At 55.3% G+C, this 18,861-nt stretch carries 15 protein-coding genes, 2 tRNA genes and 1 rRNA gene; 11 read left to right on the forward strand and 7 right to left on the reverse strand.

Annotated elements, in window-relative coordinates:
• The first annotated feature begins 957 nt into the window (after positions 1–957).
• Positions 958–1,074: ribosomal RNA gene (gene rrf / locus CQ011_RS12440) — 5S ribosomal RNA — on the forward strand.
• A gap of 131 nt (positions 1,075–1,205) precedes the next feature.
• On the opposite strand, the gene CQ011_RS12445 is transcribed toward rrf, so the two are convergent.
• The 3 genes from CQ011_RS12445 to CQ011_RS12455 form a co-directional block, all read right to left on the reverse strand.
• A complete protein-coding gene (locus CQ011_RS12445; protein WP_105678057.1) occupies positions 1,206–2,270 on the reverse strand; it encodes an ABC transporter ATP-binding protein in 1,065 nt (354 codons plus the stop codon).
• Between the two features lie 65 nt (positions 2,271–2,335).
• On the reverse strand, positions 2,336–3,118 hold the full coding sequence (otsB, locus tag CQ011_RS12450) for a trehalose-phosphatase (protein WP_181148108.1): 783 nt from the start codon (positions 3,116–3,118) through the stop codon (positions 2,336–2,338).
• Between the two features lie 29 nt (positions 3,119–3,147).
• Positions 3,148–4,617: an alpha,alpha-trehalose-phosphate synthase (UDP-forming) gene (locus CQ011_RS12455; protein WP_105678059.1), complete on the reverse strand. Its 1,470-nt coding sequence runs from the start codon at positions 4,615–4,617 to the stop codon at positions 3,148–3,150.
• 397 nt (positions 4,618–5,014) lie between these two features.
• Here CQ011_RS12455 and CQ011_RS12460 point away from each other — a divergent pair, with 397 nt between their 5' ends.
• The 5 genes from CQ011_RS12460 (at position 5,015) to CQ011_RS12480 (ending at position 10,005) form a co-directional block, all read left to right on the forward strand.
• Positions 5,015–5,881 (forward strand): DsbA family protein, encoded by an 867-nt coding sequence (locus CQ011_RS12460; RefSeq protein WP_105678060.1) that lies wholly within the window; start codon positions 5,015–5,017, stop codon positions 5,879–5,881.
• Between the two features lie 161 nt (positions 5,882–6,042).
• Positions 6,043–6,116: transfer RNA gene (locus tag CQ011_RS12465), tRNA-Thr, on the forward strand.
• Positions 6,117–6,336: 220 nt separating this feature from the next.
• Positions 6,337–7,269 carry a DUF808 domain-containing protein gene (locus tag CQ011_RS12470; RefSeq protein WP_105678061.1) on the forward strand — a complete coding sequence of 311 codons (933 nt, stop codon included), beginning with the start codon at positions 6,337–6,339 and terminating at the stop codon, positions 7,267–7,269.
• 178 nt (positions 7,270–7,447) lie between these two features.
• The gene (locus CQ011_RS12475; RefSeq protein ID WP_181148110.1) at positions 7,448–9,076 is read left to right on the forward strand and encodes an HsdM family class I SAM-dependent methyltransferase; all 1,629 of its coding nucleotides are present in this window, start codon (positions 7,448–7,450) and stop codon (positions 9,074–9,076) included.
• A 2-nt stretch (positions 9,077–9,078) separates the two neighbouring features.
• The gene (locus tag CQ011_RS12480; RefSeq protein ID WP_105678063.1) at positions 9,079–10,005 is read left to right on the forward strand and encodes a hypothetical protein; all 927 of its coding nucleotides are present in this window, start codon (positions 9,079–9,081) and stop codon (positions 10,003–10,005) included.
• Here the strand turns inward: CQ011_RS12480 and CQ011_RS12485 are convergent.
• A complete protein-coding gene (locus CQ011_RS12485) occupies positions 10,002–10,574 on the reverse strand; it encodes a GNAT family N-acetyltransferase (RefSeq protein ID WP_105678064.1) in 573 nt (190 codons plus the stop codon). The genes CQ011_RS12480 and CQ011_RS12485 overlap by 4 nt on opposite strands.
• A gap of 405 nt (positions 10,575–10,979) precedes the next feature.
• Between CQ011_RS12485 and CQ011_RS12490 the strand changes: the two genes are divergently transcribed.
• Positions 10,980–11,056, forward strand: a tRNA-Val gene (locus tag CQ011_RS12490).
• Between the two features lie 73 nt (positions 11,057–11,129).
• Here the strand turns inward: CQ011_RS12490 and CQ011_RS12495 are convergent.
• A complete protein-coding gene (locus CQ011_RS12495; protein ID WP_105678065.1) occupies positions 11,130–12,185 on the reverse strand; it encodes an Atu2307/SP_0267 family LLM class monooxygenase in 1,056 nt (351 codons plus the stop codon).
• A gap of 200 nt (positions 12,186–12,385) precedes the next feature.
• Here CQ011_RS12495 and CQ011_RS12500 point away from each other — a divergent pair, with 200 nt between their 5' ends.
• Complete coding sequence (locus tag CQ011_RS12500) at positions 12,386–14,056, forward strand: threonine/serine exporter family protein (RefSeq protein WP_286161188.1); 1,671 nt, start codon at positions 12,386–12,388, stop codon at positions 14,054–14,056.
• On the opposite strand, the gene CQ011_RS12505 is transcribed toward CQ011_RS12500, so the two are convergent.
• Positions 14,053–14,826, reverse strand: a complete 774-nt coding sequence (locus CQ011_RS12505) for a uracil-DNA glycosylase (protein WP_105678066.1) — start codon at positions 14,824–14,826, stop codon at positions 14,053–14,055. The two genes, CQ011_RS12500 and CQ011_RS12505, sit on opposite strands and share 4 nt — an antisense overlap.
• A 154-nt stretch (positions 14,827–14,980) precedes the next feature.
• Between CQ011_RS12505 and CQ011_RS12510 the strand changes: the two genes are divergently transcribed.
• The 3 genes from CQ011_RS12510 to groL all read left to right on the forward strand — a co-directional run bounded on the left by CQ011_RS12510 (position 14,981) and on the right by groL (position 17,846).
• The gene (locus CQ011_RS12510; RefSeq protein ID WP_096256066.1) at positions 14,981–15,271 is read left to right on the forward strand and encodes a DUF3263 domain-containing protein; all 291 of its coding nucleotides are present in this window, start codon (positions 14,981–14,983) and stop codon (positions 15,269–15,271) included.
• Between the two features lie 45 nt (positions 15,272–15,316).
• Positions 15,317–15,919: a LytR C-terminal domain-containing protein gene (locus CQ011_RS12515; RefSeq protein WP_105678067.1), complete on the forward strand. Its 603-nt coding sequence runs from the start codon at positions 15,317–15,319 to the stop codon at positions 15,917–15,919.
• Positions 15,920–16,208: 289 nt separating this feature from the next.
• Positions 16,209–17,846, forward strand: a complete 1,638-nt coding sequence (gene groL, locus CQ011_RS12520; protein WP_096256070.1) for a chaperonin GroEL — start codon at positions 16,209–16,211, stop codon at positions 17,844–17,846.
• 113 nt (positions 17,847–17,959) lie between these two features.
• On the opposite strand, the gene CQ011_RS12525 is transcribed toward groL, so the two are convergent.
• Positions 17,960–18,850: a DUF4031 domain-containing protein gene (locus tag CQ011_RS12525; RefSeq protein WP_105678068.1), complete on the reverse strand. Its 891-nt coding sequence runs from the start codon at positions 18,848–18,850 to the stop codon at positions 17,960–17,962.
• Between the last annotated feature and the right edge of the window lie 11 nt (positions 18,851–18,861).

The raw sequence follows: 18,861 nt of genomic DNA on the forward strand, positions 1-18,861 counted from the left end.
TTGAAGTAAGTGAAAGTCAGTAATGATGATGGTTTGAGGCCCTGGACACTGTGGTGTTCGGGGCTTCACCTGTTTAACCCGCAGTTTAGTGCTGGTTGCCGGTTGCATGCTGTTGGGTGTTGCCGGCCTGGTGGGGTGGTTGTGGTGTCGGGTTCTGCCTGGAAGGGTGGGACCCTTTTTTCTGTTTAACGACACTGATCCACGAGACCGCTGCACGGCCAGGTCCCTGCGCTTTTGGTTCACGGCGGGGTGCGGCTAAAAACTGGACAATATTCACAATCATCCATGCCGCATCACAAAGCGAATGAAGCGTTAGCTAGCTTTGGGAACTGAAGCGGCGACGCAGGCGCCCGCATCAGCGTAGAAACAGATAATAGCTATTTCGCGTAGCCGACGTCTGGAGGCTTTGGCAGCTAGATCTCCAAATGGTTGTGCCGGGATGGTCCGCGGATCTTCAGATGCTAATTGTCAGCGCACTGACACGTACTCAGTCCCAGGCTTAGGAACTCGCCTGATCAGTTGCTGGTTCTCAATTAGAAGACACGACAAGAGGCCCTGCCAGCGCTTTCTTCCTTCAAGGGAGTGCGGAGGCGCAGGTATTCAGGTTTGGACATGCTCACGGGGTTGTTAGAGCCCGTTACCGGGCCGGAATGACACCTGGTATGCATGCCTTCACCGAGGGCTGCTGGGTCGCCGTCCAATCCTGCTGCCGTCGACCAATGATTAGCTGACAGTTGGTCCACAATTCGCATTAGCGGTTACATTTTCAGCGAATATGAACTGAAGCTAGCATGGCTATTGTTGCCGGCATGAAGACCAAATAAGTATGGCGAAAGACACTGTTCGTTGGCGCTAATCGATTGGCGTGAACGCCATGAATCCTGTTATAGTTATTGAGTTATCGCAACTGCGAATGGCACTGTAATTTTCCCACGGTTCAACCGTGAGGGTTAGAGTTACGGCGATCATAGCGTGGGGGAAACGCCCGGTCCCATACCGAACCCGGAAGCTAAGACCCACTGCGCCGATGGTACTGCACTCGGGAGGGTGTGGGAGAGTAGGTCATCGCCGGGCATCTTTTGCCGAAGGCTCCGAGATTTTCTCGGGGCCTTCGATGTTTAACTTAGATTCTGCGGACATCGACAGCAAGCCCCGATCCAATTACCTTAGGTACTCTGGATCGGGGCTTGCTGTTTTGATGTTGATCAGTTTGCTAAACGCAATCCTGACTCGGTATCAAAGAGATGTACATGTTCGATTTTGGGCACGATGTTCAGTTTCTGTCCACGGGCCGGTGGTGTGCGGCCGTTGACTCGAACCACAATAGTCTGGTCTTTGCCGGCCAACTGCGCCGTACCGTAAACGTATGCGTCGGCACCGAGCTCTTCAACCACATCCACTATTAGTTCCACGCCTTCCGTGGAGGAGCCAAGAGTTAGATCTTCGGGACGAATGCCTAAGGTCGTTGCTCCCTGAGCACCAACTACCGGCAATGATGAGTCACCAAAGAGCACCTGGCCGTTAGCAGCTTCAAGCTCCACCAGGTTCATTGCCGGTGAGCCGATGAATCCGGCAACAAATACATTTCGTGGGCGATCGTAAAGCTCGCGTGGCGTGCCCACCTGCTGAATTTCGCCGTCTTTCAGAACAGCGACCCGATCGCCCATGGTGAGGGCTTCAACCTGGTCGTGAGTGACATACACGGTGGTGACCCCCAAACGACGGGTCAGCGAGGCAATCTGCGTGCGGGTCTGCACACGGAGCTTGGCGTCGAGGTTAGACAGCGGCTCATCCATCAGGAATACCTGAGGCGAGCGAACGATCGCGCGGCCCATGGCCACGCGCTGGCGCTGGCCACCGGAGAGGGCCTTGGGTTTACGATTCAAATATTGTTCAAGATCCAATAGCTTTGCAGCTTCAAGGACACGCTTATTGCGCTCTTCCTTGTCGATACCTGCAATCTTGAGCGCAAAGCCCATATTTTCGGCGACGGTCATATGTGGGTAGAGCGCATAGTTCTGGAAGACCATCGCAATATCGCGGTCCTTAGGCGGAACGTTCGTTACGTCCTTATCGCCAATGAGAATGCGTCCTGAGTTAACTTCCTCAAGTCCAGCAAGCATTCGCAAGGTGGTTGATTTTCCGCAGCCCGAGGGGCCGACTAATACCAGGAATTCACCGTCTTCGATCTGCAAATCAATTGCATCGACGGAGGGCACAAGTGCGCCCGGGTAAATTCGGGTGGCCTTTTCAAAGGTCACAGTTGCCATGATGACAATCCTTTCACGGGCAGGTACGTGCCCGACGATCCATAGTGAAAGTGATATGGGACACTCTAGTGTCGCATGGAAAGCAGCAATTCCAAAAGTTCTGGCAACATTTCTGGGGTTGCGATTCGATGCGTGGCCAAAGTTGGACCCTCGCCCACCTTAATTCCGAGATCCTCGCGGTTCAATATTCGAAAGCCATCTTCGTCGGTGACATCGTCGCCAATGAACAGCAATGCATCTACGTCAAGGACCTCGCGAAGCCACTGTAAGGCCTGTCCCTTGTTACCAGAATGGACCGAAGCCTCTAATACCGATTTGCCTGCCATGAGTCGTAGTTCGTCTAGGTGTGCAAGGGCCTGCTGCCCTTCGATGATAGCTGCATCGGCCACCTCGATACTGGGTGCCTGACGCACATGAAGGACGGTAGCTGAGGGCTTATATTCTAAGCTGACCCCAACATGTCGCTGCGCCACTTCGCTGAGCTTGGCGGTCAATTCCTTGAGATTAGCGCGTTGCGAGGCGGACAAATCTGGCTGTTCCGGGGAGTCGCTGGGCACCGAGGGTACTCGCCGCTCCGCGCCATGGGAACCAATGAGGTTCTCGGGGCGGGGAGCCGGATAAACTTCGGTCAGTGAATCGAGGTTTCGACCCGAGACCACGGCTGTCCGCACACCATATTGTTGTGAGAGTTCCTCAAAGACCTGAGCTGCCTGCGGGGTGGGCCTGGCATCTTCTGGTCGGTCCACGAGTGGCGAAAGTGTTCCGTCAAAATCGAGGGCGACTAAAATTCTGCGATGTCCGGCGAAAGTAGACAGCGCAGCATAGAGCTCCGGGGCAAATTTTGGCACGATCGTTCCGTTCAGACTAGGCGTGGTATTTAGTGGGCTGGGCTGGGGCTAATCTGGTTTGCCCGTGAATTGATTTCCGCCAGCTCTGCAAGGAAGCGCGCGGACCAACTGGTGACGTCGTTTTCTAACAGGTGACGATTCATACGCCGCATACGTCGGGCTTGTTCATTTTGATCCATGTGGACCGCCTCGATGATCTTCGCTTTCATCCCATCGATATCATGCGGGTTCACTAGTACTGCTTGGGTCAGCTGATCCGCTGCCCCGGTATATTCCGAGAGCACCAAAACACCTCGTCCGTCTTGATGCGAGGCCACATACTCCTTCGCGACAAGGTTCATGCCATCGCGTAGCGCCGTGACCAGCAGTACGTCAGAGGCAAGGTACAAGGCGATCATTTCGCGTAGCGGGTAGGAGTGGTGCAGATAGCGAAGGGTTGTGTGGCTCAAGGTGTCGTGCTGCCCGGTGATCTGCCCGACCATTAGTTCTACCTGGTCACGCAGTTCCATATACGAGCCGACATTTTCACGGCTAGGGCTGGCGACCTGAATCAGGCAGACATCTCCGGCGCGCAGCGACTGATCGTTGAGCAGCTCTCCGTAGGCCTTAAGCCGGTGCCGAATACCTTTGGTGTAATCGAGTCGGTCTACGCCGAGCATGATGGTATTTGGGTTGCCCAGTTCCAAACGGATCTGGGCCGCTCGGGCAATGATCTGTGGATCGCGTGAAAGCTTCGCAATTTCTTCAGTATCGATTGAAATTGGATGGGCTTCGGCCCGACACAAGTTCTGAATGCCATGCGTGGCCGAAGGTGTGGCTTCATGGCCCTTGGTGGAGTAGTCGGTGAAGCGGCGTAGGCAGCGCAGGAAATTCGAGGCATCGGTCTCACGCTGGAAGCCCACCAAATCGGCTCCTGCGAGTCCTTCGAGGATCTGGGTGCGCCATGGCAGCTGAGAGAACAAGCTGGCGGCCGGGAATGGAATATGAAGAAAGAATCCAATCTTCAAATCTGGCCGGGCCCGCCGTAGCATCTGTGGCACTAGCTGCAGCTGATAATCGTGGACCCACACGGTGGCGTGTTGTGCAGCTGTGCGAGCCACTGCGTCGGCAAAACGTTGGTTGATCTTCTTATACCGGTCCCACCAGGTGCGGTGGTATTCCGGTGGCACGATGACATCGTGATAGAGCGGCCAAAGAGTGGAGTTTGAGAACCCCTCGTAGTAGAGATTGAGGTCTTGCTCGCTGAGCGGAACCGGGACGAGATGAATGTCGTCCTTGTCGAATTCGGCGAGTTCTTCATCAACACCGCCATGCCAGCCCACCCACGCACCTTCGGACGCGGCCATCACGGGTTCCAATGCTGTTACTAAACCGCCTGGTGCACGCTGAAAACCTTGAGTCCCATCAGGCAGCGTAATCCTGTCGACCGGTAGCCGGTTAGCTACCACCACAAAATCGTAGGGATTGTTCTCGCTAGCGACTGTTAGTTCATTGCTCACCGTAAACCTCCTGGCCACGTAACTACTGCGAATGGAAGCACCGCAGTTTGCCGGTTGTCAGCACATGATGGTCTAAGTAAACCAACATCGCTTTTGCCCCAGTTTTCGGATCAAGTCCGGAATCCGGGTGAAACCGTGTTCTACCACTCAATGTACGTGACAAGGCTCCCTATTGCTCTTTTAACCCATGGTCAAGACGAATAATGAACTATCGCGTGATGACTTGGTTGAAGTCTCAAATATCCACGGTTAGCGGCTTTGCGCCGTGTTGGTGAATCTTATGCGCATCCTGTGAAGGTTGGAAAAAGTGCGGGTTACTGGGTATTTGAGCCATTGCATTGGCTAAGCTAGAAGGCAGATTAGAGTATTTCCGTTGAGCCAAGGAACAAGCAAACTTATGTCGACAAACAACTCGCGTCCGTCCAAAGCGGAGCGCAGCGCTAGCGCTCGCGAAAAGGCTGCGCAGATGCAGGCAACTCAGGCTGCCGCTCAGAAGCGAAAGTCATTGATGGTTAAGCTCGGTGTGCTGGCAGCGGTCGTGGTGGTCGTGGCGCTCGTCGTTGTGCTTATCGTACAAAATAACAACGCGAAGATTTCCGAAACCGGCTCGGCTCCTCAGGGTGGTAACGCTGCCGGCGGCATCCTGCTGACCTCACCTACCACGGTGGCAGATACCTCCGGGATAAAGATCGACAACACCAATCTTGCTCTTAAAGATGATCGACCTACGACGCCGGAACCTAGCGAGCTGACCGTGGGGGCCAAGGGCGAACCAGTGAACGTAACCTTGTACGTCGATGCGAACTGCGTTCACTGTGCAGAGTTTGAAAGCACTTATGGTCCCCAGCTCAAGCAGTGGCTGACCGATGGCAAGATCACCTTGGAATACCGCAATGTCGGATTCCTTGACGGTGGCTCACCATCGAACTTCTCTTCACGTGGTGCTAACGCCTTGGCTTGTGTTGCCGATCAGAGCCCAGCGGCGTACCTAGACTTTGCTACCGCGCTGTGGGGGCATTACGACCAGGGTGAAATGAAGAATGCTGAGCTTTCTGACATGGCAGTTGCTGCTGGAGCTTCCGATTCGGTGAAGAGCTGCATCGATAAGGGAACTTTCCGTCCCTTCGTTGAAAAGACCACAGTGACCGCGCAGAACGAAGGCGTAGCTGCCACCCCAAGCATCTTCGTTCAGGGTAAGAGCGTTGATCTTGCCTCGACGGACTTCGCTGAAGCAGTCGAAGCGGCTATCAAAGCCAACGCCTAAACAGGCGCTCATAGCGGGCAGCATGTAGCTAATTCGCTAATCGACTTCCTGCGCTAACGCAAGGCAGTGTCTCATTCGTGAGTCGCTGCCTTGCTTGCGTTAACCGCCTCGGCCGCTCGATTCGCAGTAGAGCCTAGTCTTCGGATATTCTTATTTAGTACGCCTCCTTAGCTCAGCTGGCCAGAGCAACGCTCTTGTAAAGCGTAGGTCATCGGTTCGAATCCGATAGGGGGCTCGAATGACCCTCGTCAACGTTTGAAATGAACGGTGACGAGGGTCTTTTTTTCACATTATCCGTGCGACACGTGGCGTCTGTGCGCTGGGCATTTTGCAAAGGCTTGGTTTATTCAGGTTTTTTGTCGTTCGGGGCGCTAAACTTCAGATGAGTTTTGCTGTTGTTTTCTTAGCGGGAACGTGGCAGACAAAAGACAACATAACAATTCAAGGAGCCAGACATGGCCGGTGGACTCGTAGCCCTACTCGATGATGTCGCAGCCCTAGTAAAGGTCACCGCGGCGTCATTAGATGACATCGCCTTGGGAGCTGCTAAGGCAAGTACTAAGTCCCTCGGTGTGGTCATTGACGACGCTGCAGTCACACCCCAGTATGTGAAGGGCTTATCGCCCAAGCGGGAGCTTCCAATTATCTGGAAGATCGCGGTAGGTTCCATTCGGAATAAGCTGCTGATCATCTTGCCGCTCGCCTTGATTCTTTCTCAGTTTGCGCCGTGGGCGCTGACTCCCATCTTGATGCTCGGCGGAGCGTATCTGGTTTTTGAGGGTGCCGAGAAGCTACTCGAAGCCATGGGAGTGATCAAGCATCACAGCCCAGGTGGCAAGGAGGGCGAGCGGGACGAGAAAGCAATTATTGGCTCCGCCGTCCGCACCGATCTAGTGCTCTCTGCGGAGATCATGGTCATCTCGCTTAACGAGGTATCTCATGAACCCTTCCTGAATCGTGCATTGATTTTACTTGTCATTGCGGTTCTCATGACGGTGGTCGTCTATGGCGCGGTGGGACTGATAGTTAAGATGGACGACATTGGGCTACACATGGCTCAGAAAACATCTACGCTTTCGCAGAAGGTTGGCCGTGGCCTAGTTAAGGCCATGCCGATCGTGATGTCGATCTTGAGCAAGGTCGGTGTTGTGGCCATGTTGTGGGTCGGTGGACACCTCATCCTTGTGGGCATGGACGAACTTGGGTGGCATGCCCCTTATGGTTTTGTGCACCACATGGAACTTTTGGTTCATGACGCGACAGGCTCGGCAGGTGCCGTCTTGGGGTGGCTGACAAATACCGCGTTCTCCTGTGTCGCCGGATTCTTGATTGGCTGCGTGATCGCCGTGGTGGTTGTGGGCATCAACAAGTTGCGCGCCAAGCACTAAGCGGTCTTTGTACCCCGGGCCAGTAGAATAGAAGGTGAGAGAAACCTTCCCGCCGTGAATCTGCGAGCCAGCGAAAACCGTTGGAGCTTAGCCCGGTGGATGACCCCCGTTGCTGTCTGGCTAAAACGTCTGCCGGCCATGGAAAGATCGATGTGTGTTGAAGAGCAAAAATAGTAGCGTGAAAGATACCGCAAGGCATGAGCGTGGCGCGTATTTCACCCCAGAACCTGTGGCTCGCTTTATGGCCCAGTGGGCGCTCGGTGAGCGCGGTCGCCGTGTGCTTGAACCCTCTTGCGGAGAAGCACAATTTTTAACCACTGCACATCAAGTGACCAATGACGGCCGCGGGGACGTAGAGCTCTGCGGAGTGGAACTTCACGAACCTTCCGTACTCGCCGCACGGGCACTGCTGGATGCGCAAGGCGCCCCGGCTAAGATCCGGCACGCAAACTTTTTTGATGTCCCTGGCACCGCAGATATGGATGCCGTCATTGGTAACCCACCCTACGTGCGTTACCAATTACACCGCGGGGCCCAGCGAGAGCTTTCGCGTGAAGCCGCCCGACGAAGCGGAGTGGAGCTCAACGAGCTTTCCTCCGTCTGGGCTGCCTTTGTAGTTCATGCTACGAGTTTTCTGAATACTGGTGGACGTCTGGCCTTAGTTCTTCCGGCTGAACTGATGTTCGTCAACTATGCGGGACCGGTTAGAGCTATGTTGCTCGAACGATTCGCAAATGTTCACCTGGTCGTCTTTGAACAGCGGCTCTTTGCCGATGCTCAGGAAGAAGTGGTGCTTTTACTGGCCGAGGGATATCGCAGTGACTCTAGCGCTTCTTTTAGCTTGCACCAATTCCGTAACGCGGATGATCTGACTCAACTGACAGAGGGTAGTAAACACACACCAACAACACCTAGCGACCGGTGGACCGGTTCACTGGTGACCCTAGAAGCCCAAGGGATCTTGAACCATGCATTGTCCAGTGCAGCGTTTAGCAATCTCCAAGGCTGGGGCGAAACGTCATTGGGTGCCGTGACCGGCAATAACAAGTGGTTTACGCTCAGCCCCGCACGGGCCGAAGAGCTAGGTCTGACCGAGGCCGAACTAGTGAAGATTTCTCCACCAGGCTCACGGCACCTTCGTGGTTTGGAGCTGAACACAGACCAATGGCAACGCCTGGGTGAGCACGGCATGTCGACCTTAATGTTCCGTCCCTTGGCCGAGGCCTCCACCGCCGGGGAAGAACTGATTAACAGTGGCGAACTAGATCTGGTGGATCAAGCCTACAAATGCCGGATGCGCACCCCATGGTGGAGAGTGCCGTTGCTGTCTGTTCCGGACTTGTTCATGACCTATATGAATGCCGACACTCCACGCCTGACAACTAACCATGCGGGGGTGCACCACATTAACTCAATCCACGGTGTGTACCTGGGCGCAGAAGTTCGCGAGTTGGGGTGTGACTTACTGCCTTTAGCCTCGCTCAATACCTTAACGATGCTCGGTGCCGAGATGGTGGGACGCTCCTACGGTGGGGGAATTTTGAAGCTGGAACCGAGCGAAGCCGATAAGCTCCCGGTGCCCGCGGCACATCTTGTGGCCCAATTCGAGCAACAGCTGCTAAATATCAAAGACGACGTTCGTGTCTATCTGGAGCACGGTAAAAAACAAGAAGCCACTGCGTTAGTTGACGATATTGTGCTGGGTCAAATGTTGGGCTTAGATGATGCGGCACTCAGTGCATTGCACGGAGCCCGCCAAGACATGTTAGAACGACGGAAGTCACGAGCAAAGGCAGTGGAGAACTAAGCGTGGGAACTGGCGCAGTCGAAAAAACCTTAGCCTTTGCAGAATATGATGCGACTTTGCTATCTGCACCGAAAGATTCTCCCTGGATCCGTAACGGGGCTGTCACCCAGGAGTTTAACCCGTCCTTTGAGACCTTAGAGCGGTTATTGAGCATTCCAGTGCGCTCTAAAGCAGCGACGCGCTCCGGACGCTTCGCGCAAGGCGTGGACGCTTGGTTAGCGCATGAACTGCGCAGGGCCGGGTTTGACGCAGATTTAGTCTGGCCACGCGCCGAAGCGCCACGGGTGCTGTCCTCAGACATTCTTGAACTGCTGCGGAAATTACCCGAACGGCTCTCTGAGGAGCTACACGACGCGATCTTGGCAGGTAAAGCAGGAAGTACCGACGCAAGAATCCTAGGCCGCGCCTATATGAAACAAACCGACGTGGTGATGACCCACTGGTCCACCGGACCCGAACTGCTATTGAGCACGAAGGCCATGACTTCCTCATTTGGAAAGAACCTCTCCAATCGATATGAAGAAGCCTATGGGGATGCGGCAAACCTCCGTGCCCGTTACCCTCTGGCTGCCGTCGGATTCTATTTTGTCCAACGCGCGACAATCCTCGAATCCGAGCCCGCAGCATTCCGACGCACCGTTGATATGATCCGGAAACTACGCGACTTCGGTGACGGCTTTGGATACAGCGCCACGGGACTCTTATTGGTGGACTGGGATGACCAGGCCGAGAAGCCCGAGGTTAAAGTCGTGCACAGTCCCGTCCCGGATGATATTGGAACCGCTCAGTTCATGAATGCAATGGTCGATTCGGTCTTGAAGGTCACGCCCATCGACCTGCATGAAGCAGCGCGCGCTCGCCGGGCTGGAGAAGTGGCCCCGCTTCCGGGGCATGACCCAATAGATGAGTTACAAGAAGCGCTCTTTTAGCTCATCTGGTTGGCTTCACATGGCTCATCACGGCCCCGCACTGCGAGAACTGGAGTGGAATTTCTTTGAGCAGCCACCAACGGAAACTCGTAATCGGGCGTAGCAGCTGTGCGTTCGGCTAAAGCTGGAACAGCACGGTAAATATATTTGATCTGCCCCTGATGTTCAAAGCTACGTTCGCGCTCCCATACCTCTGACCGTTCGTAGGCAGCCCAAGATCCTGGATTGGCAGAGTCAATGACGGTGATGGGTGTGCATCCGGTTTTGAGCACAAAATCCAACCGTAGCTCGGTGATCTGCTGCCGGATTCCTCGGCGTCGGTACTCTGGACGTACGCTCATGCAACCGAGCTCGAGCGCGCCCATGACGCTCGTCGGAGCAATCACCGAGTCGTGCACGATTCCTGCAGCAATGAGCAGGTGAGAATCGTAGACCGAAACAATATAGCGGGCACGGTCGATTTTCTGATTCCAGCGGTCATCAATCACTGGGTACAGGCTTTCCAGTTCGGAACGAGCAGCACCAAACGGTATGGAAGTGGAGAGGGCATAGCGCAGAAAAGAGTGCACTGGGATCGGTCCTAAGGCTAAGACGAACGAAAGATTTGGCTTTTGCTTTGTGGCGGTATGCCAGTCGGCGGATTTCGTTGGCCTTCAGGGGACCGGTACCGGTGGGTTCCGGTAGCTTCCTTGTAGGGCCCAGCTTGAGCTCGATGAGCTAGAAAAATTATGCGGTTTAGCGGGCCTAATTGGCAAGCTAAAAAGGGGGCCAAAATGTTAAATCTAGATAAACGAAATGACTCCATATTTTCGTGCTTGTCATTGGCTCTTTTCTTGCTGACTAGTGTGGCAGTGATAGAAAAAATGGTGGGACCACGGTTGCCCAGACGGCTGCACTGGCAAAATCGATTTTGTGCGTAGGACAAAGACCGCTAAGATCATTTAGGTGCTTGACCGGCAGGTCAGCGCGCAGATGGATCTTTAGCTCAGTTGGTTAGAGCGTTCGCCTCACACGCGAAAGGTCGCTGGTTCGAGTCCAGTAAGATCCACCAAAGAACGAGGAAGCCACCGCATTGATGCGGCGGCTTCCTCGTTCTACTTTTGTGTGGGCTCTTTGGCTCGGTTTTACTTGGCGAGCAGCTCGTGTACGAGCGGCTTGACTTCTTTACCAAGAAGTTCGATGCTCTCCAGCATCGTCTCGTGTGGCAACGAACCTGCCGAATACTTAATGTCCACCCGGCTGAGGCCTAAGCTCTTGGCGACCTTGGCCATTTTCGTGGCCACGGTCTGTGGGCTACCTGCCATCATGGATCCATCAAGTCCCATGGAAGCCTCCAAACGCATCTTGCTTGCTGGTGGCCATCCTCGTTCTGCACCCAAACGGTTCATGGTCCGCTGATAGTGCGGCCACAACAATTCCAGGGCTTCTTTGTCGGTCGGGGCGACAAGCCCGTGGAAGTGCGCCCCTACCCGCTGTGTTGGCTGTCCGAACTGCTTCAACGCACGGTGGTAGAGCTGTACAAGTTGTTCAAAGGCAGCCGGCTGTCCGCCAATGATCGCCATGAACAGGGGAAGCCCATGGCGGGCGGCTCGAATCACTGACTGTGGGCTACCGCCCACACCAACCCAGGTGGTGAGTGGATCTTTTTCTAGCAGTGGGTAGAGCTGTTGATCTTCAAGGGCTGCGCGATGCTCACCGGCCCATGTCACCGGTAGTCCGGTGCGGACCTTTGCTAAAAGTTCAAGTTTTTCTTCGAAGAGTGATTCGTAGTCATCGAGGTTGAGCCCGAAAAGTGGGAATGACTCGATGAATGATCCTCGACCTGCGATGATTTCGGTACGGCCCTGAGAAATGGCGTCCAAGGTTGCAAATCGTTCGTAGACTCGCACCGGGTCATCACTCGACAAGACGGTCACCGCGGTTCCCAAACGGATTTTTTCGGTGGCCTGAGCCAGCGCAGCGAGAATAATTTCCGGAGCCGACACTGCATAATCATCGCGGTGGTGTTCGCCAATGCCAAAGTAATCCAGCCCAACCTGCTCGGCCCGCTGACCTTCGATTATGACGTTGCGAATTACCTGTGCAGGGGACATCGAATTGCCCTGTAAGTCTTCGGTGATATCTCCGAAGGTTTCCACGCCAATCTCGGGCGTCTGCGGGGTCGGTACAACAGAAGTCACGATTTTCCTCTTCTCCAAAAAAATTCATGCAATTGCATCTAACTAGGTAACTCGTTGGAGTCATCTTTTATTTCCGAGAACAAAAATGACAGATGTGTTCAGGGATACTCAGCGGATGGGGGGTTCCCCTCTGCCGGTTGACAGGCCATGGTTGTATCGTGAGGAAGACGAGTAAAAAAGAGCCTCAGGGGGAGTGATTCGTGGCGCAGCAAGACCATGGCGAGAAGTCCGTGGAATCGAAAGATGCGGGAGAAGATCCATCGCCATTGGCCGGGTCGCTGCCTCGTATTTTGACGAGCGAAATCAACATGGGACACCTACCAGAAACGGTGTCCGTTGAAACGACGATGGCTTCAGAACTGCCGTTAAATACTGCAGTAAGTGCAAGCGTCGCAGCAGCTGACGCTACCGACATCGAGTCACGCACCGGTCAGGTTCATACCTCAGATGAGGGCATCACCTTAATGCCAACGCGCGCCAACCCGGTAGCCCGTCGTCTGTTGGCAAAAATGTGGATTTCAGACACGCCACCAACCGAAGCTCTAAAAGTGGTTGACCGGTTACGCGGAACCCCGTACGCCAATCCAAAGGTGAACGTCGATCAAGATGCCTCGGCCCGACGGACCATGGAATTTGCCCTAGACCTCGGCGAGACACTGATCCGTTATGGTGCTGGCGCACTGGAAGTCGAAACCAGCATTATCGCGGTGACCGCCGCCTTGGGGCTCAGCCATCTAGATGTTGATATCACTAACCAGTCCCTACATCTGAACTACAGCCCACCTGACGCTGAAAGCTATTCGATTTTGCGCGTGGTGCGTTCCTACACCACCAACTATGCAGGCCTGGTAATGGTTCACGAGTTGGTCTCGGATATTATTGCCGGCGGTGTATCGCGGACTTCTTCAGCCAAACAACTGAAAGAAATTACGCGGAAACCGAAACCCTTCCCACGCTGGGTGGTGGCCTCGGGACAGTCGATCTTCGCGGCAGCCTTTGTGCTCTTCATTGGCGGTTCGTGGCTTGGCGCCTTGGTCGCGATGGCCTCATCATGGCTGATCTCGCAGATCGGGCGCTATGGCTCCCGCTGGCGCGTGCCGGAGTTCTTCTCCGTCGCCACAGCAACCTTTACCGTGACCGTAATTGCCCTGCTTAGCCACCAAGTGCACGCCCCACTGGATCCTGCGTTGGTTGTTTCCGGCGGGATCTTGTTGCTCTTACCTTCGGGTAGATTCGTCTCCGCGTTACAAGATGCGATCAATGGGTTCCCGGTGACTGCCGTGGGGCGCCTATTTTCCGCCGGTCTGACCTATACGGCGATCCTCTCGGGGATTTCATCAGCCTTGGTCGTCTCTTCGGTCTTCGGCGGCGACAAGGTGGACGTTCACCGGATCGTTGCAATCAACTATCCAACGTGGATGCTTGTTAGCTTGGTAGCAGTGGCTATCCTTGCCGGTGCGGTGACCGAGCAGACCGCGAAGCGGCTGCTGATCCCTACCGCGTTGATAGCAGTGGGCGGCTACCTAGTCTTGTTGTTGGCCGAGCAGATCGGATTGGGCTCTCGGGCTACCCCGGCCGTTGTCGCGACAATTATCGGTTTCGCAGCGCGTTTCTTGGCGGATAAATTACGCTCACCGCAGCTAGTGATTGCAGCGCCTGCTGTCATGTTTATGCTCCCCGGGCTGATGATCTTCCGTGCAATGTACGGCATCGTTTTCGATGTGGAAGATATGTTCTCTAGCTTGGTGGAGATGTTCAACGCATTTGCCATCATGCTGTCCATCGCCGGCGGTGTGGTCTTCGGCGATACGCTCTGTCGGCCATTGACCTCAAATGCTCGACGTGAACGTCGCTGGATCCGCCGCCGCTAGGCAGTCGGTAACATCCAATTAATAGGCGCCTGACCAGAATCGGTCAGGTGCCTATTAATTTGTGAGAAGGGTTTTGAACCAAAGAAGCCCCGGCTGGCCGACAACGGAGAAGGGTGGACGCTGTGCACCTGTGCCATATTGCTCATCAAAGGACTCAGCTTTTGCGCGTGGGCGCCCCATAGCACGGCAACTACCGGATCTCTACGTGAATTGAGGGCGCCAATTATCGCCTCAACAAGCGGAGCCCAGCCCAGCTTTTGATGACTTCCTGCCTGCCCGGCGGTCACCGAGAAGAGCTGGTTGAGTAACAAGACTCCTTGTTCGTGCCAGGGGCTGAGGTCCGGATGCGGGGCTTCAGGAATCGCAAGGTCGGCGCGGAGCTCCTTATAGATATTGCGTAAACTGCGAGGTAGTGGCCGAACATTTTTCTCTGCGGCGAAGGCCAACCCATTTGCGTGTCCTGGGGTTGGATAAGGGTCTTGGCCGATAATCAGAACTTTAGTTTTGGCTAGTGGAAGCAACAGTGCGCGCAACATCACCTCTGGGGCCGGCAATATCTGCTCACCAGCCTGCGAACGCAGTGCTAAGTGTTGGGCAATATCCCGCAACACGCCATCAAGTGGCTCCACTGTCGACACCCAGTCTTCTGCGATAAACCCGTTGCTGGCTAGTGATTTTGCACCAAAATAGAACGGGAAGTCAGTGGCTGAATACACCGGCAGAGGCTGTGGGGCAGGAGCCTCAAAGAGCGCTGGCTGTTGGTTGTTCATAACAACTATTCTGCCCGTTTTCGGCGCGGTTGTGCCGCGTTACACGGCATCGAGTTCATTGATTGGTTAGAATATCGGTGGTGTGTCCACCATGTGTGGATATGAAAGCATAAAGAGACCCGGCTAATCGGTGTTCAAGGAAGAGGTGAGACGCATGGCAGGCAATGAGGTTTTGGTGGATTTTGTAATGAATCCCGATTCAGAGCTTGATGAGCGTTCACAGCAAATCTTGAACATGGAAAAACTGTGGTGGAAATATGCCGGAGCCAAGGAACAGGCCATCACTAAGCAGTTCTCAATTTCGCCGACGAACTACTATCAGTTGCTCAATCAGCTGATCGACACGGACGCGGCGATGGCCTATGACCCAATGCTGGTAAAGCGGTTGCGTAGACTTCGATCTACCAAGCGTCGTGTGAGCGGTACCGTCGGCGGAGAACGTTAAGTTCTTAGTCGGCCTCGGCCAGCCAGACCTCGAGCAAGGACAAGAATGACCAACTACCCACGTGACGAATTCGATCGCGTTCCGGAGTTTAGTACCCGTGTGGGGTCGCATCATGCCCACGGCTGGGCGCAGTCTGCCGCCGCCAAGGGCAAGGACAGCAAGCTTCGTTGGGTAGTCCTGTCCGCAATAGCGGTGTTGCTCATCGGTGGAGTGGGCTTCTTCTATGGTCCAAGCGTCGCCGATCGTCTCAGCGGTTCCGAATCGACACAGAATACCGAAGCGACAGGAAACGAAACTTCGCAAAGTCCTAGCGCCGAACCTACCGAAAGCGCTACCCCCTCAAGCACCATTGATGACGCCGACGTGTTGTACGGTCAGCTCATTGGCGTGTACAACGGCGCGAATATTGCGGGCACGGCCGGTGCAGGTGAAGAATTATTGACCGAGGCCGATTTTACAAACATCGTCACGGATAACTGGACCCGAGATGCGGAAACCTCGACCGTCTATTACATGTCCGAGGCCTACCGGACCACCGCAGAAAAAGCCGCCGAGGTCCTAGGTATCGACCAGGTTTTGCAGACTCAGAACATTCCTAACCGTGTCACGGTGGTCCTTGGTGCCGACGATACGTTGAACTCCAAGTAATATTTCGCTTCGCTCACAGCCGATCAGCTTGCACTCGCCATGCGAGAGTGCCAATATTTGTATTAGCACTCATGCGTTACGACTGCTAATGCCGATCGGCTGTTCGTTTAAAAATCGAACCCTTTCGACCCTCGCGGTTTGTTAACGCACGGAGCGTGAAGAATACCTCAGATAGCGAGAGCTCATCTCGGTTGTCGGCCCGATGCCGATACCGGTGCGCTCGTCCGTCGCGGGCGCTGTCTGTCGGTTGCATTTTCGCAAAATCGTCCCGAAAGGACCGAAAGCCACTATGGCCAAGATGATTGCATTTGACGAGGAAGCACGCCGCGGACTTGAGCGCGGCCTGAACATTCTGGCGGACGCCGTAAAGGTAACCCTAGGCCCACGCGGTCGCAACGTTGTTTTGGAGAAGAAGTGGGGCGCACCTACTATCACCAACGACGGTGTGTCCATCGCCAAGGAAATCGAGCTCGAAGATCCATACGAGAAGATCGGCGCCGAGCTCGTCAAGGAAGTTGCCAAGAAGACTGACGACGTCGCCGGTGACGGTACCACCACCGCAACCGTGCTCGCTCAGGCTCTGGTCAAGGAAGGCCTGCGCAACGTTGCTGCCGGCGCCGACCCAATCGCATTGCGTCGCGGTATCGACAAGGCAGTAGAAGCCGTCACCGCTGAGCTGCTTGCAGCTGCTAAGAAGATCGAATCCAAGGAGCAGATCGCTGCTACCGCTTCGATCTCCGCTGGCGATCCAGAAATCGGCGCATTGATCGCCGAAGCACTGGACAAGGTTGGCGAGCAGGGCGTTATCACCGTTGAAGAGTCCAACACCTTCGGCCTTGAGCTGGAGCTTGCCGAAGGCATGCGCTTCGACAAGGGCTACATCTCCGCATACTTCGTCACCGACGCTGAGCGTCAGGAGACCGTGCTGGAAGATCCTTACATCCTGATCGTCAACTCGAAGATCTCCTCGGTCAAGGACATGGTTTCCTTGCTGGAGAAGGTCATGCAGTCGAACAAGTCGCTGCTGATCATCGCCGAAGACGTTGAGGGCGAAGCACTAGCTACCCTGATCTTGAACAAGATCCGTGGTCTGTTCAAGTCCGTTGCCGTCAAGGCTCCGGGCTTCGGCGACCGTCGCAAGGCTATGCTGACCGACATCGCACTGCTCACCGGTGGTCAGGTTGTTTCCGAGGAAATCGGTCTGTCGCTAGACACCGTTGGCCTCGAAGTTCTAGGTACCGCCCGCAAGGTCGTTATCACCAAGGACGAGACCACCATCGTTGAAGGCGGCGGCGACGCCGACGCCATCGAAGGCCGCAAGGCTCAGATCGCAGCCGAGATCAAGAACACCGACTCGGACTACGACCGCGAGAAGCTGCAGGAACGCCACGCAAAGCTTTCCGGTGGTGTCGCTGTGCTCAAGGCCGGCGCCGCAACCGAGGTGGAGCTCAAGGAGCGCAAGCACCGCATCGAAGATGCTGTGCGTAACGCCAAGGCAGCAGTTGAAGAGGGTATCGTCGCCGGTGGCGGCGTGGCTTTGATTCAGGCTGGCGCCCTAGCGTTTGCAAAGCTTGAGCTGGAAGGCGACGAAGCCACCGGTGCGAACATTGTTCGCGTTGGCATCGAAGCCCCACTGAAGCAGATCGCACTGAACGCTGGCATGGAGCCAGGCGTTGTCGCCGACAAGGTCAAGGGCTTGCCAGCAGGCCACGGCCTGAACGCTGCAACCGGACAGTACGTCGACCTGCTTGAAGCAGGCGTGAACGACCCAGTGAAGGTGACCCGTTCGGCTCTGCAGAACGCTGCATCGATCGCTGGCCTGTTCTTGACCACCGAGGCAGTCGTTGCAGATAAGCCAGCTCCTGCTGGCGCTGCAATGCCAGGTGGCGACGACATGGGTGGCATGGGCGGAATGGGCGGCTTCTAAGCCCCCGTACCTCGCTCAGCGATCGCGCAAGCGGTACTAGCAAACCTGAGGGCCTGCTTCATTATGAAGCAGGCCCTCAGGTCGTTAAGCCCGACCCGTTGGGCGGCACGTAGTTAGAACTGTGTGGAGAGCTGTTCCAATTCAGTGGCCAAATTGCTGCGAGCAACGCTCTCCCAACGCTGTCGGCCCTGTGCAGTGCCGAACAACTGGTCCTTGTCCAGTAACTCACGAAGTATCTTGGACCGACCACGGGCAAAGTCTGCCTCGGACACCTGAGCGTACTCGGCACGAACGGCCTGCGTATAACGCAGGTAGGCGGGGGCAGGGCGAGCCAAAACTTCTAGATCAGCGTCGCACAGTAGCGCGCCGAGTAGGTCCTCAGCCTGTGGCTGATGGGTGCTGGTCAGCATAATTAGCCGCTGAATCGAAGCTACCGCGTGCTCGGGTAAGAGACCTTGTAGGCATTGCCCTGCGAGCTGAGCCGACTGATGCTCGTCGGTACTCTGACCTTCATAAACGGCGTCATGAAACCAGGCCGCTAATTCAAGGATTTGCCGGTCCTGCTCAGAGACCTGCTTGCCACACAATAAATCTAGTGCTTCAAGTACGGCGAGCAGATGCACCCGATCGTGATAATAGCGGTGTTCCTGACTCCATGTGGATAAAAGAACCGTCGCAAGTTCAGAGTGCCCGGGAAAAGTGCGTTCCCAGCGTTTGCGCAAGGCCGGGTCCAACCGTTCGGGGCGCAAGCGCGCGGCTATCCGCAGTCCCGAACGCACGAGCGCCCGAGCAAGTTCTCCACCGCTGACCTCGCGCGCACCCGCGGCGACAATCTCGGCATAGCGTTCGCGGGGCACATCATAATGATCCCTGTCGAAGGCTCTACGACTAATGCCCAGTGCGAGGGCGAATTGATGTAGCTCCTCTAGGGACGAGTCCGAGACCAAATGGGAAAAGACGGTGCCGTGAGCGGGCCAGCGCGGCGGGTCGATCAATAAGCTCATGGACTAAGCGT

Origin of the sequence: Arthrobacter sp. MYb213, assembly GCF_002979915.1 — a bacterium.
Lineage (GTDB): Bacteria > Actinomycetota > Actinomycetes > Actinomycetales > Micrococcaceae > Glutamicibacter.